Raw genomic sequence first — 21,373 nt, forward strand, 5'->3', positions numbered from 1 at the left:
GGTCGGGGAGGGGGTCGGCGCCGCGGTGTGTGTCCGCACCGGTGCGGGTGGCCGGCCGGGGTGGCCGGCCGGTTCGCACCGTACGGACGGTCGGGGGGTGTCAGACGGTCAGTGCGCGGTCGGTCGGCCTGACCGGGGCCGGCAGGGAACTGGTGCCGGTCAGGTAGCGGTCCACGGCCCTGGCCGCGGAGCGGCCTTCGGCGATGGCCCACACGATCAGGGACTGGCCGCGGCCGGCGTCGCCGGCGACGTAGACGCCGTCGATGTTGGTGGCGTAGTCGGCGTCGCGGGCGACGTTGCCGCGCGCGTCCAGTTCCAGGCCGAACTGCTCGACCAGGCCGTTGTCCTTGTCGATGCCGGTGAAGCCCATGGCCAGGGTGACGAGCTGGGCCGGGATGCGCTTCTCGGTGCCCGGCTTGGGCGTCGGCCTGCCGTCGATGAACTCGACCTCGACCAGGTGCAGGGCCTGGACGTTGCCGTCCTCGTCGCCCTCGAAGTGGGTGGTGGAGACGGAATACACCCTCTCGCCGCCTTCTTCATGGGCGGAGGTGACCTTGTAGAGCATGGGGAAGGTGGGCCAGGGCTGGCCGACCGGGTCGCGTTCGTCGCCCGGCCGGGGCATGATCTCCAGCTGGGTGACGGAGGCCGCGCCCTGGCGGTGGGCGGTGCCGACGCAGTCGGCGCCGGTGTCGCCGCCGCCGATGACGACGACGTGCTTGCCCTCGGCGGTGATCGGCGGGGTGATGTAGTCCCCTTCCTGGACCTTGTTGGCCAGGGGCAGGTACTCCATCGCCTGGTGGACGCCGTTCAGTTCGCGGCCGGGGACGGGCAGGTCGCGGGCGGTGGTGGAGCCTGCGGCGATGACGACGGCGTCGTAGCGCCTGCGCAGGTCGGCGGCGTCGATGTCGCGGCCGATCTCCACTCCGGTGCGGAACTTGGTGCCCTCCGCGCGCATCTGCTCGATGCGGCGGTTGATGTGGCGCTTCTCCATCTTGAACTCGGGGATGCCGTAGCGCAGCAGTCCGCCGACGCGGTCGGCGCGCTCGTAGACGGCGACCGTGTGGCCGGCGCGGGTGAGCTGCTGGGCGGCGGCCAGGCCGGCGGGGCCGGAACCGATGACGGCGACGGTCTTGCCCGACAGGCGCTCGGGCGGTTGCGGGGTGACGCCGCCGGCTTCCCATGCCCTGTCGATGATGGTGACCTCGACGTTCTTGATGGTCACCGGGGGCTGGTTGATGCCCAGCACACAGGCGGACTCACACGGGGCCGGGCACAGCCGTCCGGTGAACTCGGGGAAGTTGTTGGTGGCGTGCAGCCGTTCGCCGGCGGCCTGCCAGTCCCCGCGCCAGGCGTAGTCGTTCCACTCGGGGATGAGGTTGCCCAGCGGGCAGCCGTTGTGGCAGAACGGGATGCCGCAGTCCATGCACCGGCCGGCCTGCTTTCCGATGATCGGCAGCAGGGAGCCGGGGACGTAGACCTCGTTCCAGTCCTTGACGCGCTCGGGTACGGGGCGGGTCTCGGCGACCTCGCGGTCGGTGTTGAGGAAGCCCTTGGGATCAGCCATTGGTCGCCGCCTCCATCATCTTCTCGTGGGTCTCGTCCTGAGACAGTCCGGCTCGCTCGGCGGCGTCCTTGGCGGCGAGCACTGCCTTGTAGGTGCGGGGGATGATCTTGCTGAAGCGGCCGGCGGCGGCCTCCCAGTCGGCGAGCAGCTTGCCCGCGACGGTGGAGCCGGTCTCCTCCTGGTGGCGGCGCACGACGTCGTGCAGCCACTGCCGGTCGGTGTCGTCGAGGGGTTCGACGGCTCCGGCGACGTCGGGGTTGACATCGTCGGCGTCGAGGTCGATGACGTACGCGGTGCCGCCGGACATGCCGGCGCCGAAGTTGCGGCCGGTGCGGCCCAGGACGACGGCCGTGCCGCCGGTCATGTACTCGCAGCCGTGGTCGCCCACCCCCTCGGAGACCACCAGTGCGCCGGAGTTGCGGACGCAGAAGCGTTCGCCGACGCTGCCGCGCAGGAACATCTCGCCGCCGGTGGCGCCGTAGGCGAGGGTGTTGCCCGCGATGGTGGAGTACTCGGCCAGGTGGGAGGCGCCGCGGTCGGGGCGGACGACGACGCGTCCGCCCGAGAGGCCCTTGCCGACGTAGTCGTTGGCGTCGCCTTCCAGGCGGAGGGTGATGCCGCGCGGCAGGAAGGCGCCGAAGGACTGGCCGGCGGAGCCGGTGAAGGTGACGTCGATGGTGTCGTCGGGCAGGCCGGCGCCGCCGAACTTCCTTGTCACCTCGTGGCCGAGCATGGTGCCGACCGTGCGGTTGATGTTGCGGATGGGCACCTGGGCGCGTACCGGGCGGGCGTCCTCGGCGGTGTCGGCCGACAGGGCGTCGGCGGCGAGCTTGATGAGCTGGTTGTCCAGGGCCTTGGCCAGGCCGTGGTCCTGGGGGACGACCTGGTGGCGGGCGGCGCCCTCGGGCAGTTCGGGGACGTGCAGCAGCGGGGCCAGGTTGAGTCCCTGGGCCTTCCAGTGGTCGACCGCGCGGCTGACGTCGAGGACCTCGGCGTGGCCGATGGCCTCGTCCAGGGTGCGGAAGCCGAGTTCGGCCAGGAGTTCGCGGACCTCCTCGGCGATGAACTCGAAGAAGTTCACCACGTGGTCGGCCTTGCCGCTGTAGCGGCCGCGCAGCACCGGGTTCTGGGTGGCGATGCCCACGGGGCAGGTGTCCAGGTGGCACACGCGCATCATCACGCAGCCGGAGACGACCAGCGGGGCGGTGGCGAAGCCGTACTCCTCGGCGCCGAGCAGGGCGGCGATGACCACGTCGCGGCCGGTCTTGAGCTGGCCGTCGGTCTGGACGACGATGCGGTCGCGCAGGCCGTTGAGCAGCAGGGTCTGCTGGGTCTCGGCCAGTCCCAGCTCCCAGGGGCCGCCCGCGTGCTTGAGGGAGGTGAGCGGGGAGGCGCCGGTGCCGCCGTCGTGGCCGGAGATCAGCACGACGTCGGCGTGGGCCTTGGACACGCCGGCCGCGACCGTGCCGACGCCGACCTCGGAGACCAGCTTCACGTGGATGCGGGCGCCGGGGTTGGCGTTCTTCAGGTCGTGGATGAGCTGGGCGAGGTCCTCGATGGAGTAGATGTCGTGGTGCGGCGGCGGGGAGATGAGTCCGACGCCGGGTGTGGAGTGCCGGGTCTTGGCGACCCACGGGTAGACCTTGTGGCCGGGCAGCTGGCCGCCCTCGCCGGGCTTGGCGCCCTGGGCCATCTTGATCTGGATGTCGTCGGAGTTGACCAGGTACTCGGAGGTGACGCCGAAGCGGCCGGAGGCGACCTGCTTGATCGAGGAGCGGCGGGCCGGGTCGTACAGCCGCTCGGGGTCCTCGCCGCCCTCGCCGGTGTTGGACTTCGCGCCCAGCCGGTTCATGGCGATGGCGAGGGTCTCGTGGGCCTCCTGGGAGATGGAGCCGTAGGACATGGCGCCGGTGGAGAACCGCTTGACGATCTCGGAGACGGGTTCGACCTCCTCGACGGGGATCGAGGGCCGGTCGGACTTGAGGCCGAACAGGCCGCGCAGTGTCATCAGGCGTTCGGACTGCTCGTCCACGCGCCGGGTGTACTGCTTGAAGATGTCGTAGCGGCGGGTGCGGGTGGCGTGCTGGAGGCGGAAGACCGTCTCCGGGTCGAACAGGTGCGGCTCGCCCTCGCGGCGCCACTGGTACTCGCCGCCGATCTCCAGGTTGCGGTGGGCCGGTGCGATGCCGGAGACCGGGTAGGCCTTGGCGTGGCGGGCGGCGACCTCCTTGGCGATGACGTCCAGGCCGGCGCCGCCGATCTTGGTGGCGGTGCCGTGGAAGTAGGTGTCGACGAAGTCCTGCTCCAGGCCGACGGCCTCGAAGACCTGGGCGCCGCGGTAGGAGGCGACGGTGGAGATGCCCATCTTGGACATGACCTTCAGCACGCCCTTGCCGAGCGCCTTGATCAGGTTGCGGAGGGCGGTCTCGGGGTCGGTGCCGGCGGGCAGGAAGGTTCCGGCGCGGACGAGGTCCTCGACGGTCTCCATGGCCAGGTAGGGGTTGACCGCGGCGGCGCCGTAGCCGATGAGCAGGGCGACGTGGTGGACCTCGCGGACGTCTCCGGCCTCGACCAGCAGGCCCACCTGGGCGCGCTGCTTGGTGCGGATGAGGTGGTGGTGGACGGCGGAGGTGAGCAGCAGCGACGGGATCGGCGCGTGCTCGGCGTCGCTGTGGCGGTCGGACAGGACGATCAGGCGGGCGCCGTCGGTGATGGCGGTCTCGGCCTCGGCGCAGATCTCGTCGATCCGCTCGGCCAGGGCCGCTCCCCCGCCGCCGACGCGGTAGAGGCCGGAGAGGGTGACGGCCTTCATCCCCGGCATGTCGCCGTCGGCGTTGATGTGGACGAGCTTGGCGAGTTCGTCGTTGTCGATCACCGGGAAGGGCAGGGTGACGCTGCGGCAGGAGGCCGCGGTGGGCTCCAGCAGGTTGCCCTGGGGGCCGAGGGAGGAGATCAGCGAGGTGACCAGTTCCTCGCGGATGGCGTCCAGCGGCGGGTTGGTGACCTGGGCGAACAGCTGGGTGAAGTAGTCGAAGATCAGCCTCGGGCGCGTGGAGAGCGCGGCGATGGGCGAGTCGGTGCCCATCGAGCCGATCGGCTCGGCGCCGGTGCGGGCCATCGGGGCGAGCAGGACGCGCAGTTCCTCCTCGGTGTAGCCGAAGGTCTGCTGGCGGCGGGTGACCGAGGCGTGGGTGTGGACGATGTGCTCGCGCTCGGGCAGGTCCTCCAGCTCGATGATCCCGGCCTCGAGCCACTCCTGGTAGGGGTGCTCGGCGGCGAGGGAGGCCTTGATCTCGTCGTCCTCGATGATGCGGTGCTCGGCGGTGTCCACCAGGAACATGCGGCCGGGCTGGAGGCGCCCCTTGCGGACGACCTTGTCCTGGTCGATGTCCAGGACGCCGACCTCGGAGGAGAGGACGACCAGGCCGTCGTCGGTGACCCAGTAGCGTCCCGGGCGCAGTCCGTTGCGGTCCAGGACGGCGCCGACCCGGGTGCCGTCGGTGAAGGTGACGCAGGCCGGTCCGTCCCAGGGCTCCATCATCGTGGAGTGGTACTGGTAGAAGGCGCGGCGGGCGGGGTCCATGGAGGGGTGGTTCTCCCACGCCTCGGGGACCATCATCAGCACCGCGTGGGGCAGGGAGCGGCCGCCGAGGTGGAGCAGTTCCAGGACCTCGTCGAAGGAGGCGGAGTCGGAGGCGTCCGGGGTGCACACGGGGAAGATCCGCGCGAGGTCCCCGGCGTCCTTGTCGCCGAAGAGGTCGGAGACCAGCTGGGACTCGCGGGCGCGCATCCAGTTGCGGTTGCCGCGGACGGTGTTGATCTCGCCGTTGTGGGCGACGAAGCGGTAGGGGTGGGCCAGCGGCCAGCTGGGGAAGGTGTTGGTGGAGAACCGCGAGTGGACCAGGGCTATGGCGCTGGCGAAGCGGCGGTCGGACAGGTCGGGGAAGAAGGGTTCGAGCTGCCCGGTGGTCAGCATGCCCTTGTAGACGATCGTCCGCGCGGACAGCGACGGGAAGTAGGTGCCGGCCTCGCGTTCGGCGCGCTTGCGCAGCACGAACGCCTTGCGGTCCAGGGCCAGGCCGGTGTTCACTCCGTCGGCCACGAACAGCTGGCGGAAGGCGGGCATGGTGGCGCGGGCGCCGTTGCCCAGCAGCTGCGGGGTGACGGGGACCTCGCGCCAGCCCAGGACGGTCAGGCCCTCCTCGGCGGCGATCGCCTCGATGCGTGCGGTGGCCTCGGCGCCGTCGGCCTCGCCGGTGGGGAGGAAGGCGATGCCCACGGCGTACGAGCCCGCCTCGGGCAGCTCGAAGCCCGCGGTCTCGCGCAGGAAGGCGTCGGGGATCTGGACCAGGATGCCCGCGCCGTCGCCGGAGTCGGCCTCGGCGCCGGTGGCACCGCGGTGCTCCAGATTCCGCAGGACGGTCAGCGCCTGGTCGACCAGCGTGTGGCTCGCCTCACCGGTGAGGGTGGCCACGAAGCCGACGCCGCAGGCGTCGTGCTCGTCGCGCGGGTCGTACATTCCCTGCTTGGCAGGGTAGGCCGTCAGGGGCGCAGCACGCATCGGCTCTCCCGTCGTCTCGTGGGGCTTGGTGGCGCCTTCCGGACCGGGTCCGAAGGGCGCCGAGGGACGACGTTGGCCCTCTGCGGAACAAATTTTCGTGCAGGTTACATGATGAGGTTTCTTCCGAAGGGCGGACACCTCGGTCCATCATGCGGACCTGCGATGGGGGTCGAATCGGGCATACGGCGTGTGGCCGCTGCGTGGATCCGGGCGGCGTCGGCGACACTGCCAGAAGCGCTCGTTGTTCATTCCCAACGGTGACACGGCTGAAACCGGCGGGTAACAGATGAGCGGAGGATTTCGGAGTTGAACAGGTCACACCGGGTGGGCCGGGCGGGGTTCGGGCCCGCGCGGCGGACTCGTCACCCCACGGCCACCCCGAACAGGGTACCGAGCCCGTAGGTCACCGCGGCGGCCGCGCCGCCCAGGGTGAGCTGCCGCAGTCCGCTGTACCACCACGGGCGCACGGTGATCTTGGAGACCAGCACACCGCACAGGAACAGGCCCAGCAGCGCCACCAGCACGGCGGGCCACAGCGCGGCGGCCCCCAGCAGATAGGGCAGCACCGGTATCAGCGCGCCCACCGCGAAGGCGCCGAAGGAGGACACCGCGGCGACCGCGGGCGAGGGCAGCTCGCCCGGGTCCACGCCCAGCTCCTCGCGCGCGTGGATCTCCAGGGCCTGTTCGGGGTCCCTGGACAGCTGCTCGGCGACCTTCGCCGCCAGCTTGGGCTCCACGCCCCGGCCCACGTACAGCTCGGCCAGCTCCCGCTGCTCGTCCTCGGGGTTGCGGCGCAGCTCGCGCCGCTCCACGTCCAGCTCGGCCAGGACCAGCTCGCGCTGGGAGGCCACCGAGGTGTACTCGCCGGCCGCCATGGAGAAGGCGCCGGCCGCCAGTCCGGCCAGACCGCTGATGATGATCACGTTGCGGTCCACGTCGCCGCCGGCGACGCCCGTCATCAGGGCGAGGTTGGACACCAGTCCGTCCATCGCGCCGAAGACGGCCGGACGCAGCCAGCCGCCGGTCACGTCGCGGTGGGTGTGGTTGTCGCGGTGCGCGGAGTTCGGAACTCCGGGCCTCAGGGTGATCTCGGTCCCGTCTTTGGCCATGGACGACATCCGTCTGCGCCTCCTGTTTCCCCCGTCTGGTGCCCGACGTCTCGACCGTACGTCCACCCCGGGGCGCGATTCCAGCAAGGCAGGCCGAACTTACCTCGCTGACCTGGGGTTTCGCCGCCTCATGGGGAAGGCCCCGGCCGCGCCGCAGGGGCGTGGCCGGGGCCGGTGCGGTTCTCGTCCCGTGACCGGGGTCAGCCGGCGGAGGAGGCGGACGTCCCGCCGGCGGAGGAGGATTCGGGGGTCTGTGCGGACCCGGCGGACTCCGCGCGTCCCGGCCCGGCCTCCGGGCCCTTCGCGGCGTCCTTCTCCTCCTCGGCGGATCCCTCGGCGGATTCCTCGGCGCCGCCGTCGGTGTCACTTTCAGTGCTGTCGCTGTCGCTGTCGTCCGCGCTGCCGCCGGTCTTCTGAGCCACCGGCTCCACCACGTCCTCACGCCCCGGACGGAGCCTGGCCGAGAGGACGATGTAGGCCACCGCCGCCAGGAAGACGGCGATCGAGGTCCAGTTGTTCAGGCGCAGGCCCCAGATCTGGTGGGCCTCGTCGATGCGCAGGTACTCGATCCAGAAACGCCCCACCGTGTAGGCCGCGACGTACAGCGCGAAGGCGCGGCCGTGGCCGAGGCGGAAGCGGCGGTCGGCCCAGATCACCAGCAGGGCGACGCCCACGCACCACAGCGACTCGTACAGGAAGGTGGGGTGGAAGGTGCCGGTGTCGACGCCGTTGTCGATCTCCACCGCCCACGGCAGGTCCGTGGGGCGCCCGTACAGCTCCTGGTTGAACCAGTTGCCCCAGCGGCCGATGGCCTGGGCGAGCGCGATGCCGGGCGCGATGGCGTCCGCGTAGGCGGGCAGCGGGATGCCCCGCCTGCGGCAGCCGATCCAGGCGCCCACCGCGCCCAGCGCGATCGCTCCCCAGATGCCGAGGCCGCCCTCCCAGATCTTGAAGGCGTCGACCCAGTTACGACCCTCGCCGAAGTAGAGCTGGTAGTCGGTGACGACGTGGTAGAGACGGCCGCCGACCAGGCCGAACGGCACCGCCCACACGGCGATGTCGGCGACCGTGCCGGGCTGTCCGCCGCGGGCGACCCAGCGCTTCCCGCCGAGCCAGACCGCGACGAAGACGCCGAGGATGATGCAGAACGCGTAGCCCCGCAGCGGGATCGGTCCGATGACGATCTCGCCCGACGACGGGCTGGGAATGAAGGCAAGGGTTTCCATGACGTCACGAACGCTACCGTGCCGGGCCCTCAAGGGGCCGCTTCACCCGGCAACGGGTGCGTAACGCGCGTGCGGGTGGTGTGAAGCCCCGCGGTGCGTTCGGGTGCGGTGCGGGGGCGGTCCTGTGCCGGGGCGGGCCGTCCCCGCGCCCGGGCGGGTGCTCCACCGCCGCTTCCCCCGCGGGGGTGACCGCTCGGCGCGGAAAGGCGACCGTTCGGCGCACGACGATCTACCGTTCGGCGCGCGTATCCGGCGTTCGCCGCACACCGCGATCAGCTTCTTCACCGCGAGTGTGACGCACCTTACGTTCCCCGCATTCCTTTTCCGCTCCCGTACGTCGTGTCGTATCGCGTCGTGTCGATGAAGGAGGCGGCAGTGTCCGCAGAACGTCCACAACAAACCCTGGACCCCGCCGGGGACGCGGAGGACCGCATGGTGGCCATGCACAGCGATCCGCGCTTCGACCAGCTCAGGCGGAGCCTGATGAGGTTCGCGCTCCCGGTGAGCGTCGGCTTCCTCGCCTGGTACCTGCTGTACGTGCTGATGTCCGCCTACGCCCGTGACGTGATGTCCACGGTCCTGTTCGGCGATGTCAACGTGGCCCTGGTGTTCGGGATCCTCCAGTTCGTCAGCACCTTCGGCATCGCGATCATGTACGCGCGCTACGCCGACCGGAAGGTCGACCCGCTCGCGGACGGCCTGAGGGCCGAACTGACCGGTGCGCCCGCGGGCGCGTCCGCCGGCCGGACGGGAGGACGGGCATGACGACCGCCGCCTCCAACGTGCTCCTGGCGGCCGAAGAGGTCAGCTCCAGCAGCCGCACCCTGACCATCCTGGTGTTCATCATCATGATCGCCGTGACGCTCGGCGTCACGGTGTGGGCGGGCCGCCAGACGAAGTCCGCGGCCGACTTCCACTCCGGCGGGCGCGAGTTCTCCGGTATGCAGAACGGCTTCGCCATCGGCAGCGACTACATGTCCGCCGCCTCCTTCCTGGGCATCGCGGGCATGATCGCGCTGTTCGGCTACGACGGTTTCCTCTACTCCATCGGTTTCCTCGTCGCCTGGCTGGTGGCCCTGCTGCTGGTCGCCGAGCTGCTGAGGAACTCCGGCCGGTTCACCATGGCGGACGTGCTGTCGTACCGGATGCAGCAGCGCCCGGTGCGCACCGCCGCGGCCGTGTCCACCATCACCGTGTCGATCTTCTACCTGCTGGCCCAGATGGTCGGCGCCGGCGCGGTCGTCGCGCTTCTGCTGGGCATCCGGCCGGGCGAGACGTACCTGGGCATGGACGCCGACACCGCCAAGATCGTGGGCATCGTCGTCGTCGGCATCCTGATGACCCTGTACGTGACCTTCGGCGGCATGAAGGGCACCACCTGGGTGCAGATCATCAAGGCCGGCATGCTGATGGGCGGCACCATCGTCCTGGCCGCCCTGGTGATGGCCATCTACGGCTTCGACTTCGGCGAGCTGATGAGCGACGCCGCGAACGCCAGCGGCGCCGGGCAGTCCTTCCTGGAACCGGGACTGCGGTTCGGCGTCGAGGTGCCCGGTGACGCCCTGCAGACGATGTGGAACAAGCTCGACCTGATCAGCCTCGGTCTGGCCCTGGTGCTGGGCACCGCGGGTCTGCCGCACATCCTGATCCGCTTCTACACCGTCCCGGACTCCAAGGCCGCCCGCAAGTCCGTCAACTGGGGCATCGGCCTGATCGGCTCGTTCTACCTGATGACTTTGATCCTGGGCTTCGGCGCCGCGGCCCTGGTGGGCAAGGAGGCCATCACCGCCCAGGACGCGGCGGGCAACACCGCCGCGCCACAGCTGGCCCGGGAGGTCGGTGAGCACTTCGGCGGCGAGTTCTTCGGCTCGGTGATGCTGGCGGTCATCGCGGCCGTCGCCTTCGCGGCGATCCTGTCCACGGTGGCCGGCCTGGTCATCGCCTCCTCCTCGTCCCTGGCGCACGACTTCTACAACAGCGTGGTGCGCAAGGGCCGGGCGTCCGAGCACGAGGAGATCAAGGTCGCCCGTCTGTCGGCCTTCGGCATCGGCGCCGCGTCGATCGTCCTGGCGATCTTCGCCCAGAGCCTCAACGTCGCCTTCCTGGTCGGTCTGGCCTTCGCCATCGCCGCCTCGGCCAACCTGCCGACCCTGCTGCTGAGCCTGTTCTGGAAGAGGTTCAACACCCGGGGCGCGGTCGCCGGCATCTACGGCGGTCTGATCGGCGCGGTCGGTCTGGTGGTCTTCTCGCCGGTGTTCTCCGGCACCGAGAAGGCGCTGCTCCCGGGCATCGACATCGCCTGGTTCCCGCTGACCAACCCGGGCCTGGTGTCCATCCCGCTCGGCCTGCTGTGCGCGATCGTCGGCACGCTGTCCTCGGGCGAGAGCAATCCGCGGCGCTTCGCCGAGCTCCAGGTGCGGGCCCTGACCGGGGCCGGCGCCGAGGGCGCGGCCAAGCACTGACCGCACCCGGGCCGGGCCCGCCCATCCCCCCGGCGGGCCCTTCGGGCCCCCGGTGGCGGGTGCTTTCCGTACCGGCGTGACCCCCCACATCATGGCGCCGGTCCCGCCACCGGGCCCCATGGGGAGTCCTTCGAAGCAGGTTCGAAGGACTCCCCATCGCCATTTGTCGCGTTATACGGTCGCACTGTGGCCAGGAGATCGTGGATCGGCGCCCGCCGCGGGCGGGCGGGCCGGGCGGGCCCGGCCGGATCCGGCCTGCCCGGGACCATGGGCGTCCTGCGGGAGGTGCGGCTGATCGGCGCGGACCTCCAGGACGGCCTGCACGGCAGCCGGGCCCTGGCCGCGGCCCGCCGCATCCGGCGGCTGGTGGGCGCCGAGGCCGTCGTGCTCGCCGATCTCGACGGGCCCGTCGCCCGGCACGGCGCGCTGCCTCAGGGCACCGATCTGGACGCCGTACTCGCCCAGGTGTACGAGCACGGCACCGTCTTCCGCAAGTCTCCGCTGTGCGCGGCCCCGCTGCTGGTGGCGGACGAGCTGACGGGCTGCCTGGTGGTCAGCGGTTCCGCGGACGAGCGGGCGCTGGACGAGGCCGAGGTGGCCGAGGTGGCCGAGCTGGTGTCGCAGGCGCTGGACCACACCGAGCTGCGCAGCGCCCGCGCCCGGATCGCGGCGGCGGACCTGCGTACCCTGCGGGCCCAGATATCCCCGCACTTCGTCCACAACTCCCTGGCCGTCATCGCCGCGCACATCCGCACCGATCCCGGCCGCGCCCGCCGCCTGCTCACCGACTTCGCCGACTACCTGCGCTACAGCTTCTCCACGGCCGGCGACTACGTGACGGTCGCCGACGAGCTCCAGGCCACCCAGACGTACCTGGAGCTGCAGCGCGCCCGGTTCGACGACCGGATGGAGATCACCGTCCGGATGGCGCCGGAGATTCTTCCCGTCGCCATACCCTTCCTCGTCGTCCAGCCCATAGTGGAAAATGCCGTGCGCCACGGTCTGGAGAAGAAGGCCGGACCCGGGCACATCGGCGTCTCGGGGTTCGGCGAGGGCCCGCTGTGCGTCATCGAGATCGAGGACGACGGCGTGGGCATGGAGCCGGAACTCGCACGGGCGATCCTCGCCGGAGTCGGCCCTCCCGCGAAGAACGTCGGTCTGGCCAACGTGGACCGGCGGCTCCGTACCGTGTACGGCCCGGAGTACGGCCTCGTCATCGAGACCGCGCCCGGCAACGGCACCAAGGTGACCATCAGGGTGCCGCGATTCATGCGAGGAGTGGTTACGGAATGAGCAGCGCGCCGCGGGCCCTTCAGGTCCTCGTCGTCGAGGACGAGGCATCCACCCGCGAGGAGCTCGCCGACCTCCTGGCGGACACACCCGAGGTCGGCGAGGTGTACGCCGCCGAGAGCGGCGCCCGGGCGGTGCAGCTGCTGGGCGCGACCGCCTTCGACGCCGTCTTCCTGGACATCTCCATGCCGGGTCTGGACGGCATGGACGTGGCCCGGGTCATCAGCCAGCTCTCGGCGCCGCCCTCCATCGTCTTCGTCACCGCCTCGGAGTCCCACGCCATCGAGGCGTTCGGCATCGGGGCGGTGGACTACCTGCTCAAGCCCGTCCGGCCCGAGCGGCTGGCCGAGTCGGTGGCCCGGATCGGCACCTCCCGGCGGGCCGCGTCGTCCGGCGGCGCGGACGACGCGGAGGGGCCGCGCGACGAGCTGGCGGTCGTGCAGATCGACCACGGCCGCCAGACGGTGTTCGTGCGGCGCGACGACGTCCAGTTCGTGGAGGCGCACGGCGACTACATCCGGCTGCACACCGGGCAGGGCACGCATCTGATCCGGCTGTCGCTGTCGTATCTGGAGGAGATATGGGCTCCGGCGGGCTTCGTGCGGGTGCACCGCGGCTATCTGGTGGCCGTCGGCTGGGTCCACGACCTGCGGGTCACCAGCTCGTCGGGGCTGGTGGCGTGCACTCCGGCCGGTGACGTGCCGGTCAGCCGCAGGCATGCCCGGAGCCTGAGGGAGCAGTTGCTGGAGGCGGCGCGCAGCGGCCGGCTGGGCAGGGCGGCCCGGTGAAGAGCCCGGTCAAGGGCGGCCAGCTCGGCGGCCCGCGCCGGGTGAAGGTCACCAGCCCGCAGACCCGTATCGCCCTGGCCCGCGGGCACCGCCGCCATCCGCAGCTGCTGCCGCTGCCCGCGCCGGCCGACGCCGAGGCCGCCCGCGCCGTGTTCGCCGCGCAGCGCCGCACCGCGCTGCGGACGGTGGCCCTGCTGGGGGCGGTGCTGTTCGGCTCCAGCGGGACGATCGCGGCGCTGCCGGTGCTGGACCGGCTCCACGTGGCGGGCGTGCCGGTGTCGTGGCTGGTGCTGGTGGTGGCCACCTACCCGGTGCTGCTGCTGCTCGCCCTGTGCCATGTGCGCCGCGCCGAGCACGCGGAGAGTTCCGCGGGTGCGGACGCGGGTGCGGGCACGGGGGGCGGCCCGTGACCGCCGTGACCGCGATCGGCCTGGTGCTGACCGCCAGCCTGGCCATCGGCCTGTACGGCGTCCACGCCGCCCGCACCAGTCCGGACTTCCTCGTCGCCTCCCGCCGTATCGCCCCCGGCTGGAACGCCATGGCGATCGCCGGGGAGTACGTGTCGGCCGCCTCGGTGCTCGGTCTGGCCGGGCTGATGCTGAAGGACGGCGTCGGGGCGATGTGGTACGCCGTCGGCTTCACCGCCGGGTATGTCGCGGTGGTGGCGCTGGTGGCCGGGCCGATGCGGCGCTCGGGGGCGTTCACGGTGCCCGACTTCGCCGAGTACCGGCTGGGCTCGCCGGCGATCCGCAAGCTGTGCGGGGTGATCGTACTGGTGATCATGTGGCTCTATCTGGTGCCGCAGTTCAAGGGCGCCGGGGTGGTCCTGAGCCTGGTCAGCGGTACTCCGTACTGGGTGGGCGTGGTGCTGGCCGGGCTGGTGGTGAGCGCGTCGATCGCGGTGGGCGGCATGCGGTCGGCCACCTACGTCCAGGCGTTCCACTACCTGGTCAAGCTGGCCTTCATCGCCGTGCCGGCGATCTACCTGATCGTGCACGTCGGCGCGGACACGCGCGCCGAGGCGCTGCGGCCGGTCCGTGAGACGGGCCCGGCCGCCGAGGAGTGGACCCGCCCGCTGATCGACATCCAGGGGGCGGGGATGCCGCTGCTGTCCACCTGGTCGGTGCTGCTGGCCACCACGCTGGGCGCCATCGGGCTGCCCCATGTGATCATGCGCTTCCACACCAGTCCCACGGCCCGGGCCGCCCGCCGGGTGGCCGTGCTGGTGATCGGCCTGCTGGGCCTGTTCTACCTGTTCCCGGCCGTCTACGGTCTGCTGGGGCGGGTGCTGACCCCGCACCTGGTACACAGCAACGCCACCGACACCGTCTCCGTCGTCCTGCCGGGGGTGGCCGTGCCGGGGACGCTGGGGAGCGTGCTGACGGCGCTGGTGGCCACCGGCGCGTTCGCCGCGTTCCTGTCCACCTCCTCCGGGCTGCTGCTGGCCCTGGCCGGCGGGCTCTCCCACGACCTGTTCGGCGGCGGGGTGACCAGGCTGCGGCTGGCGGTGGCGGCGGGGGCGCTGGTGGCGGTGCTGCTGTCGCTGCCCGCCGCGCACCTGGACATCAACGTGGTGGTCGGCTGGGCGTTCGCGGTGGCGGCGTCCACGTTCTGCCCGCTGCTGGTGCTGGGCATCTGGTGGACGCGGCTGACGGTCGCGGGCGCGGCGGCCGGACTGGCCACCGGGGTGGTCACGGCGACGGGGGCCGCGGTGCTGTCCGCCCTGACGCAGCCGTCGTCGGCCTGGCTGACCGTGCTGCTGGCCCAGCCCGCCGCCTGGACCGTTCCGCTGGCGTTCCTCACGATGATCGCGGTCTCGCTGCGCGGCGTTCCGGCCGACTGGTCCGAGCGTGCCGTGCTGCGGCTGCACGCTCCCTGACCGGCGCACGGACCCGAGGAGGTACGCCGGCGCCCGGCGGCGCGCGGGCCCGGGGGCGCGCGGCCGTCCGCCGTACGCCCCCGGGCCCGTTCTCGTGCTCTTCGCCTCCGGCCCCGCTCAGCCGCGGCGCCGTACGCCCTCGGCCAGCTCGCCCGCGAGCTCGCGGACCGCGGCCAGGCCGGCGTCCGGGTCGTCCTCGTGGTCCAGCAGCCGCTTGACGAAGGCCGAGCCGACGATGACGCCGTCCGCGAAGGCGGCCACCTCCGCGGCCTGCCGCGCGTTCGAGACGCCCAGTCCGACGCAGACCGGCAGGTCGGTGGTGGCGCGGGTGCGGCGCACCAGCTCCTGCGCCTCCTGCCCCACCGACTCACGGGTGCCGGTGACGCCCATCAGGGAGGCCGCGTAGACGAAGCCGCTGCCGGCCTCGGTGATCCTCGCCAGCCGCTCGTCGCGGCTGCTGGGGGCGACCACGAAGACGGTCGCCAGGCCGTGCTGCTCGGCGGCCTTGCGCCACACCTCCGACTCCTCGACCGGCAGGTCGGGCAGGATGCAGCCGGCGCCGCCCGCCTCGGCCAGCTCCGCGGCGAACCGCTCGGCGCCGTAGCGGTCGACGGGGTTCCAGTACGTCATGCACAGCACCGGCGCGCCGGTGGCGGCGTGCGTCTCGCGCACGGTGCGCAGCACGTCCGCGATGCGCACCCCGCCGCGCAGGGCGATGTCGTCGGCGGTCTGGATGACCGGCCCGTCCAGCACCGGATCGCTGTGCGGCAGCCCGACCTCGACGATGTCGCAGCCGCCCTCCAGCAGGGCGGTGCAGGCGGCGATGCCGCCGTCCACGGTGGGGAAGCCCGCGGGCAGATAGCCCACCAGCGCGGCCCGGCCCTCGTCCTTCGCCGTCGCCAGGACGCGTCCCAGCAGTTCCGCCCGGCCCGCCATCACTCGGCCCCCTTCGCGGTGTCCGCACCGTCGTACAGCCCGAAGTAGCGGGCGGCGGTGTCCATGTCCTTGTCGCCGCGGCCGGAGAGGTTCACCAGCAGCAGCCCCTTCGGCCCCAGCTCGCGGCCGACCTCCAGCGCGCCGGCCAGCGCGTGCGCGCTCTCGATGGCCGGGATGATGCCCTCGGTCTGCGACAGCAGGCGCAGTGCCCGCATCGCCTCGTCGTCGGTGACCGGACGGTACTCGCCGCGCCCGATGTCCTTGAGGTAGGAGTGCTCGGGGCCGATGCCGGGGTAGTCCAGTCCGGCGGAGATGGAGTACGGCTCGGTGATCTGCCCCTCGTCGTCCTGCAGGACGTAGGAGCGCGAGCCGTGCAGGATGCCCGGCTCGCCGGCCGTCAGGGTGGCCGCGTGCTCGCCGGAGGCCACGCCGTGCCCGGCGGCCTCCAGGCCGATCAGGCGCACGGAGGTGTCGGGGATGAAGGCGTGGAACAGGCCGATGGCGTTGGAGCCGCCGCCGACGCAGGCCAGCGCGGCGTCCGGCAGCCGCCCGGCGCGCTCCAGGATCTGCCGCCGGGCCTCGACGCCGATGACGCGGTGGAAGTCGCGCACCAGCGCCGGGAAGGGGTGGGGGCCGGCGACGGTGCCGAAGAGGTAGTGGGTGCGGTCGACGTTGGCGACCCAGTCGCGGAACGCCTCGTTGATGGCGTCCTTCAGGGTGCGGCTGCCGGAGGTGACGGGGACGACCTCGGCGCCCAGCATCCGCATCCGGGCGACGTTGAGCGCCTGGCGCTGGGTGTCGATCTCGCCCATGTAGATGGTGCACTCCAGGCCGAACAGGGCGCAGGCGGTCGCGGTGGCGACGCCGTGCTGGCCCGCGCCGGTCTCGGCGATGACGCGGGTCTTGCCCATGCGCCGGGTCAGCAGCGCCTGCCCCAGCACGTTGTTGATCTTGTGCGAGCCGGTGTGGTTGAGGTCCTCGCGCTTGAGGAAGACCCGGGCTCCGCCCGCGTGCTCGGCGAACCGCCGCACCTCGGTCAGCGCACTGGGCCGGCCGGTGTAGTTGACGAGCAGGTCCTCCAGCTCGGCGGCGAAGGCGGGATCGGCCTTGGCCTTCTCGTACTCGGCGGCGACCTCGTCCACGGCTGCGACGAGCGCCTCCGGGATGAACTTGCCGCCGAAGGCGCCGAAGTAGCCCTCGGCGGTCGGCACCCGGCCCTCGGGGTCGGGAACGAAGAAGTCGGTGGACATCCGACATGCTCCTTGTCGGGGCGCATGCCCCAGGAAGGGGTGGTCACGGAAGACGGTGTGCCGCACCGGCCCGGAAGAGCCGGGAGGGCCCGAAGGAGCGGGTGCGGCTGTGCGGCCGGAGCGGGGTGCGCGGCCGCAGGTGCGGTTCGCGGGCCGTCGGCGGCCCGGCGGGCGGCCGGGGCGGGGTACGCCGCTCAGCGCCCGGCCCGGGCAGGCCATCGCCTGCCGTTGATCTGGCCCGGCTCGCAGCCGATGTGGTAGCGCACACGCCGCCCCAGCACCCGGCGAGCGGGCGCGCGGCAGCCGCGGGGGCGGCAGCCGGGGGCGAGGCGGGCGGACAGGGGCATCGCGGTCGCTGCCGTCTCAGTTCCCGTGCCGCAGGGCGGGGTGGGCGCCGGCGGCGACCAGATCGGCCACGGCCGCCCTCGGGTCCTTGCCGGTGACCAGGGACTCGCCGACGAGCACCGCGTCGGCGCCCTCGTTGGCGTAGGCGATCAGGTCGTGCGGGCCGCGCACCCCCGACTCGGCGACCCTCACGACGCCCTCGGGGATCTCGGGGGCGATCCGGGCGAAGGTGCCGCGGTCGACCTCCAGGGTCCTGAGGTTGCGCGCGTTCACGCCGATGACCTTGGCCCCGGCGTCCACCGCGCGCTCGACCTCCTCCTCGTCGTGCACCTCGACCAGCGGGGTCAGCCCGATGGACTCGGCGCGCTCCACCAGCGACACCAGCGCGTCCTGGTCGAGCGCGGCGACGATCAGCAGGGCGAGGTCGGCTCCGTGGGCCCGGGCCTCCCACAGCTGGTAGGAGGTGACGATGAAGTCCTTGCGCAGCACGGGGACGTCCACCCGTCCGCGTACCGCCTCCAGGTCGGCCAGCGAGCCTCCGAAGCGCCGCTGCTCGGTCAGCACCGAGATGACCGCGGCGCCCCCCGCCTCGTAGTCGGCGGCGAGGGCGGCCGGGTCCGCGATGGCGGCCAGCGCCCCCTTGGAGGGGCTGGAGCGCTTGACCTCGCAGATGACCTTGACGCCCTCGCCCTTGAGGGCCGCCACGCCGTCGCGCGGGCGCGGCGCACGGGCCGCGCGCTCCTTGAGCTCGTCGAGGCCCACACGCGCCTGCCGCTCGGCGAGGTCGGCGCGGACCCCGTCGATGATCTCGTCGAGCACGCTCACGCGAGCGGCCCCCTTCCTGGCTGGCTCGGGCCCCTGCGGCGGGCGCGGGGCTTGTCCGGACACACGGTCACGCACTGCGATGGTATCCGGCCCGGGACGCGGAACCCGCATCCGGGCGGACCGGTCCCACATGCCGGGCGGTATCGCCGTGCCGCCGCCCGGAGCGGCCGGATGCGCACAAGCGCGGTGCCGCCCGGCCGGCACCGCGCCGGGACGAGCCGCCCGGGGCGGCCCGCCGGCGGCCCGTCAGGCCTCCACCCGCTCCTTGGACTGGTCCAGGCGGCGGCCGTGCGACTCCTCCGGCTGGCCCATGCCCATCGAGCGCATGACCAGGCCGACGACGCCGCCGAGGAGGGTGATGACCACACCGACCCAGAACCACACCGGCTCGGCCATCACGGTGAAGACCGAGGCGACGCAGAAGCCGATGAACGCGATGGTGACGCCGGTCCAGGCGGCAGGGGTGTGTCCGTGGTTGTTGCCCGCCATTGAGTGCTCCTCGTAGGTCCGATCTGGGCTCGCTCACCAGCCATTGTGTCAGGAGCGGTTTCCGCCGCTCCCGGTGGTGGGGTCCTCTCCGCGGTCCAGGGCCTTCCACAGCTCCTCGGGGCGGTCCGGATCGGGGGCCGCCCGGCGGCGCGCGGCCGGCCGGGCGCCGCCCGCGCGCTCGTGGCGGCCCGACATCGCGGGCCAGCGGCTCCCGTGGCGCAGGGCCAGCAGCCCGGCGGCCAGCAGCCCGGCGCCGCCCAGGGCGGCGACATGGGGCCACGGGCCGAAGGAGACGGCCTCGACCGCGCCCCGGGTCAGCCCGCTGGCCTCGGCCGCCTTCGCCTCCAGCGCGCTCCGGTCGCCCGCGCCCAGGAGGGCGGCGGCGACGGTGCCCGCACCGCACAGCGCCAGCAGCGCGGCGACCAGCGCGCGGCCGGCACGGCGTACGGCGAAGACGGCGACCAGCGCGGCGAGGCCGACCAGCGCCAGGGCACTGGGCAGCCCGGTCACCTCGCCGCCCTCGACCCGGATGGGCACCTCGCCGCGGGCCAGGACGGCGGTGCCCTCGCCCCAGACCTGCCCGGCGGCCACGAGCACCGCGGCGGCGCCCAGCGCGCCGGCGGTCAGCGCGGCGCCGAGCGCGCGACGCGCTCCCGGGGAGTCCCCGGAACGGGGGGCGGGCTCGGGGGAGGAAGGGGGCGTGTGCGGGGAAATCACTCCACCACGCTACCGCCGAGCCGCCCGGCGGTGTGCACCGCCCTGAGCACCGCCGCGGCCTTGTTGCGGCACTCGGTGTCCTCCGCCGCGGGGTCGGAGTCGGCCACGACCCCGGCGCCCGCCTGGACGTACGCCGTCCCGTCGCGCAGCAGCGCGGTGCGGATGGCGATGGCGGTGTCGGCATCGCCGGCGAAGTCCAGATAGCCCACGCAGCCGCCGTACAGGCCGCGCCGGGTCGGCTCCAGCTCCTCGATGATCTGCATCGCACGCGGTTTGGGCGCGCCGGAGAGGGTGCCGGCCGGGAAGCAGGCGGTGAGCGCGTCGAAGGCGGTACGGCCCTCCGCCAGCCGTCCGGTGACCGTGGAGACGATGTGCATCACATGGCTGTAGCGCTCGATGGACATGAAGTCCACGACCTCGACGCTGCCGGGCTCGCAGACCCGGCCCAGGTCGTTGCGGCCCAGGTCGACGAGCATCAGGTGCTCGGCGCGCTCCTTGGAGTCGGCCAGCAGCTCCTCGGCCAGGGCCGCGTCCTCCTGCGGGGTCGCGCCGCGCGGGCGGGTCCCGGCGATGGGGTGCATCATCGCGTGCCCGTCCTCGACCTTCACCAGGGCCTCGGGGCTGGATCCGACGACGTCGAAGCCGTCCAGGCGCAGCAGGTACATGTACGGGCTGGGGTTGGTGGCGCGCAGCACGCGGTAGACGTCCAGCGCGCTCGCCGGGCAGGGCGTCTGGAAGCGCTGCGAGGGCACCACCTGGAACGCCTCGCCCGCGCGGATGCGTTCCTTGATCTCCTCCACCGCCTCCCGGTAGGCCGCCCCGCCCCACAGGGCCGCGTACTCGGGCAGCTCGGGCGCCGGCAGCGGGGCGGCCATGGCGGGCGCGGGCCGGGCGAGGTCGGCGGCCATGGCGTCCAGACGGCGCACGGCGTCGGCGTGGGCCTCGTCCACTCCGGTGTCGAGGTCGTTGTGGTTGATGGCGTTGGCGATCAGCAGCACCGTGCCGTCGCGGTGGTCGAGCACCGCGAGGTCGGAGGTGAGCATCATGGTCAGCTCGGGCAGCCCCAGATCGTCGCGGGCGCTGTCGCCGATGCGCTCCAGACGCCGCACGACGTCGTAGCCCAGGTAGCCGACCATGCCGCCGGTGAAGGGCGGCAGGTCGGCGTCGCGGTGCAGGTCGCGGGGGGTGTGCAGGGCCTCGACGGTGGCGCGCAGGACCTCCAGCGGATCCCCGTCGGCGGGGACGCCGACCGGCGGGGCGCCCAGCCAGTGCGCCCGCCCGTCGCGGACGGTGAGGGTGGCGGAGGTGCGCACGCCGACGAAGGAGTAGCGCGACCAGGTGCGCCCGTTCTCCGCGGACTCCAGCAGGAAGGTGCCGGGGCGCTCGGCCGCGAGTTTGCGGTACAGCGCGATGGGGGTGTCGCCGTCGGCGAGCAGGCGCCGGGTGACCGGGATGACGCGGCGGTCCCTGGCCAGCGTGCGGAAGGTCTCCAGGTCCGGGCAGGTGCCGTGGGAGGTGGTCCGGGAAGTGGCCTGGGCGGTCATGCCGGGCTCCCCTCCCGCGCCGCCGCGGGGCCGCCCAGCGGCAGTTCACCGGCGTCGAAGCAGGTGCGGTCCCCGGTGTGGCAGGCGGCTCCCACCTGGTCGACCTTCACCAGCACGGTGTCCCCGTCGCAGTCCAGGGCCACGGACTTCACGTGCTGGACGTGCCCGGAGGTGTCGCCCTTGGCCCAGTACTCGCCGCGGCTGCGGCTCCAGTAGGTGCAGCGGCCGGTGGTGAGGGTGCGGTGCAGGGCCTCGTCGTCCATCCAGCCGAGCATCAGCACCTCACCGGTGTCGTACTGCTGGGCGATGGCGGGCACCAGGCCGTCGGCGTTGCGCTTGAGGCGGGCGGCGACGGCGGGGTCGAGTGGGGATCGGGGCATGGGGTCAT

The 21,373-nt window shown here is 72.7% G+C and carries 18 protein-coding genes; 6 read left to right on the forward strand and 12 right to left on the reverse strand.

The window, feature by feature from the left end; translation table 11 throughout:
• Positions 1 to 100: 100 nt before the first annotated feature.
• The 4 genes from BM237_RS05585 to lgt form a co-directional block, all read right to left on the reverse strand.
• The gene (locus tag BM237_RS05585; protein ID WP_093848379.1) at positions 101 to 1,564 is read right to left on the reverse strand and encodes a glutamate synthase subunit beta; all 1,464 of its coding nucleotides are present in this window, start codon (positions 1,562 to 1,564) and stop codon (positions 101 to 103) included.
• Positions 1,557 to 6,125 (reverse strand): glutamate synthase large subunit, encoded by a 4,569-nt coding sequence (gene gltB / locus BM237_RS05590; protein ID WP_093848380.1) that lies wholly within the window; start codon positions 6,123 to 6,125, stop codon positions 1,557 to 1,559. Before gltB ends, BM237_RS05585 begins: the two co-directional genes overlap by 8 nt.
• 362 nt (positions 6,126 to 6,487) lie before the next feature.
• A complete protein-coding gene (locus BM237_RS05595) occupies positions 6,488 to 7,234 on the reverse strand; it encodes a VIT1/CCC1 transporter family protein (protein ID WP_093848556.1) in 747 nt (248 codons plus the stop codon).
• A 200-nt stretch (positions 7,235 to 7,434) separates the two neighbouring features.
• Positions 7,435 to 8,460 (reverse strand): prolipoprotein diacylglyceryl transferase, encoded by a 1,026-nt coding sequence (gene lgt / locus BM237_RS05600; protein WP_093848381.1) that lies wholly within the window; start codon positions 8,458 to 8,460, stop codon positions 7,435 to 7,437.
• 375 nt (positions 8,461 to 8,835) lie between these two features.
• On the opposite strand from lgt, the gene BM237_RS05605 reads away from it, so the two are divergent.
• The 6 genes from BM237_RS05605 to BM237_RS05630 all read left to right on the forward strand — a co-directional run bounded on the left by BM237_RS05605 (position 8,836) and on the right by BM237_RS05630 (position 14,879).
• Complete coding sequence (locus BM237_RS05605) at positions 8,836 to 9,225, forward strand: DUF485 domain-containing protein (protein WP_245793424.1); 390 nt, start codon at positions 8,836 to 8,838, stop codon at positions 9,223 to 9,225.
• On the forward strand, positions 9,222 to 10,922 hold the full coding sequence (locus BM237_RS05610) for a solute symporter family protein (RefSeq protein ID WP_217655795.1): 1,701 nt from the start codon (positions 9,222 to 9,224) through the stop codon (positions 10,920 to 10,922). Before BM237_RS05605 ends, BM237_RS05610 begins: the two co-directional genes overlap by 4 nt.
• A gap of 186 nt (positions 10,923 to 11,108) precedes the next feature.
• The gene (locus BM237_RS05615) at positions 11,109 to 12,215 is read left to right on the forward strand and encodes a sensor histidine kinase (protein ID WP_245793425.1); all 1,107 of its coding nucleotides are present in this window, start codon (positions 11,109 to 11,111) and stop codon (positions 12,213 to 12,215) included.
• Positions 12,212 to 13,000 carry a LytR/AlgR family response regulator transcription factor gene (locus BM237_RS05620; RefSeq protein ID WP_093848382.1) on the forward strand — a complete coding sequence of 263 codons (789 nt, stop codon included), beginning with the start codon at positions 12,212 to 12,214 and terminating at the stop codon, positions 12,998 to 13,000. Before BM237_RS05615 ends, BM237_RS05620 begins: the two co-directional genes overlap by 4 nt.
• A complete protein-coding gene (locus BM237_RS05625) occupies positions 12,997 to 13,410 on the forward strand; it encodes a hypothetical protein (RefSeq protein WP_093848383.1) in 414 nt (137 codons plus the stop codon). Before BM237_RS05620 ends, BM237_RS05625 begins: the two co-directional genes overlap by 4 nt.
• Positions 13,407 to 14,879 carry a sodium/solute symporter gene (locus BM237_RS05630; protein ID WP_093848384.1) on the forward strand — a complete coding sequence of 491 codons (1,473 nt, stop codon included), beginning with the start codon at positions 13,407 to 13,409 and terminating at the stop codon, positions 14,877 to 14,879. The genes BM237_RS05625 and BM237_RS05630 overlap by 4 nt, the downstream gene beginning before the upstream one ends.
• A gap of 117 nt (positions 14,880 to 14,996) precedes the next feature.
• Here the strand turns inward: BM237_RS05630 and trpA are convergent, their stop codons facing one another.
• The 8 genes from trpA to hisI all read right to left on the reverse strand — a co-directional run bounded on the left by trpA (position 14,997) and on the right by hisI (position 21,365).
• Positions 14,997 to 15,815: a tryptophan synthase subunit alpha gene (trpA, locus tag BM237_RS05635; protein ID WP_093848385.1), complete on the reverse strand. Its 819-nt coding sequence runs from the start codon at positions 15,813 to 15,815 to the stop codon at positions 14,997 to 14,999.
• The gene (gene trpB, locus BM237_RS05640; RefSeq protein WP_093848386.1) at positions 15,815 to 17,065 is read right to left on the reverse strand and encodes a tryptophan synthase subunit beta; all 1,251 of its coding nucleotides are present in this window, start codon (positions 17,063 to 17,065) and stop codon (positions 15,815 to 15,817) included. Before trpB ends, trpA begins: the two co-directional genes overlap by 1 nt.
• 194 nt (positions 17,066 to 17,259) lie before the next feature.
• Positions 17,260 to 17,412: a tryptophan biosynthesis modulator TrpM gene (gene trpM, locus BM237_RS30495; RefSeq protein WP_412722019.1), complete on the reverse strand. Its 153-nt coding sequence runs from the start codon at positions 17,410 to 17,412 to the stop codon at positions 17,260 to 17,262.
• A 16-nt stretch (positions 17,413 to 17,428) separates the two neighbouring features.
• Positions 17,429 to 18,235, reverse strand: coding sequence for an indole-3-glycerol phosphate synthase TrpC (gene trpC / locus BM237_RS05645; protein WP_093848387.1), 807 nt, complete (start codon positions 18,233 to 18,235; stop codon positions 17,429 to 17,431).
• 246 nt (positions 18,236 to 18,481) lie between these two features.
• Positions 18,482 to 18,724 (reverse strand): HGxxPAAW family protein, encoded by a 243-nt coding sequence (locus tag BM237_RS05650; RefSeq protein ID WP_093848388.1) that lies wholly within the window; start codon positions 18,722 to 18,724, stop codon positions 18,482 to 18,484.
• Positions 18,725 to 18,772: 48 nt separating this feature from the next.
• The gene (locus BM237_RS05655) at positions 18,773 to 19,441 is read right to left on the reverse strand and encodes a TIGR02234 family membrane protein (protein WP_425443652.1); all 669 of its coding nucleotides are present in this window, start codon (positions 19,439 to 19,441) and stop codon (positions 18,773 to 18,775) included.
• Positions 19,438 to 20,985 carry an anthranilate synthase component I gene (locus BM237_RS05660; protein WP_093848389.1) on the reverse strand — a complete coding sequence of 516 codons (1,548 nt, stop codon included), beginning with the start codon at positions 20,983 to 20,985 and terminating at the stop codon, positions 19,438 to 19,440. Before BM237_RS05660 ends, BM237_RS05655 begins: the two co-directional genes overlap by 4 nt.
• On the reverse strand, positions 20,982 to 21,365 hold the full coding sequence (gene hisI, locus BM237_RS05665; RefSeq protein WP_093848390.1) for a phosphoribosyl-AMP cyclohydrolase: 384 nt from the start codon (positions 21,363 to 21,365) through the stop codon (positions 20,982 to 20,984). The genes BM237_RS05660 and hisI overlap by 4 nt, the downstream gene beginning before the upstream one ends.
• Positions 21,366 to 21,373: the final 8 nt, after the last annotated feature.

Origin of the sequence: Streptomyces mangrovi, from assembly GCF_900114215.1 — a bacterium.
GTDB lineage: Bacteria > Actinomycetota > Actinomycetes > Streptomycetales > Streptomycetaceae > Streptomyces > Streptomyces barkulensis.

Coding starts and splice junctions, on each gene's coding strand:
- hisI (WP_093848390.1), bottom strand. CDS start 21,365: ATGCCCCGATCCCCACTCGACCCCGCCGTCGCCGCCCGCCTCAAGCGC.
- BM237_RS05620 (WP_093848382.1), top strand. CDS start 12,212: ATGAGCAGCGCGCCGCGGGCCCTTCAGGTCCTCGTCGTCGAGGACGAG.
- trpA (WP_093848385.1), bottom strand. CDS start 15,815: ATGGCGGGCCGGGCGGAACTGCTGGGACGCGTCCTGGCGACGGCGAAG.
- BM237_RS05595 (WP_093848556.1), bottom strand. CDS start 7,234: ATGGCCAAAGACGGGACCGAGATCACCCTGAGGCCCGGAGTTCCGAAC.
- trpB (WP_093848386.1), bottom strand. CDS start 17,065: ATGTCCACCGACTTCTTCGTTCCCGACCCCGAGGGCCGGGTGCCGACC.
- BM237_RS05610 (WP_217655795.1), top strand. CDS start 9,222: ATGACGACCGCCGCCTCCAACGTGCTCCTGGCGGCCGAAGAGGTCAGC.
- trpM (WP_412722019.1), bottom strand. CDS start 17,412: ATGCCCCTGTCCGCCCGCCTCGCCCCCGGCTGCCGCCCCCGCGGCTGC.
- BM237_RS05660 (WP_093848389.1), bottom strand. CDS start 20,985: ATGACCGCCCAGGCCACTTCCCGGACCACCTCCCACGGCACCTGCCCG.
- gltB (WP_093848380.1), bottom strand. CDS start 6,125: ATGCGTGCTGCGCCCCTGACGGCCTACCCTGCCAAGCAGGGAATGTAC.
- lgt (WP_093848381.1), bottom strand. CDS start 8,460: ATGGAAACCCTTGCCTTCATTCCCAGCCCGTCGTCGGGCGAGATCGTC.
- BM237_RS05585 (WP_093848379.1), bottom strand. CDS start 1,564: ATGGCTGATCCCAAGGGCTTCCTCAACACCGACCGCGAGGTCGCCGAG.
- BM237_RS05650 (WP_093848388.1), bottom strand. CDS start 18,724: ATGGCGGGCAACAACCACGGACACACCCCTGCCGCCTGGACCGGCGTC.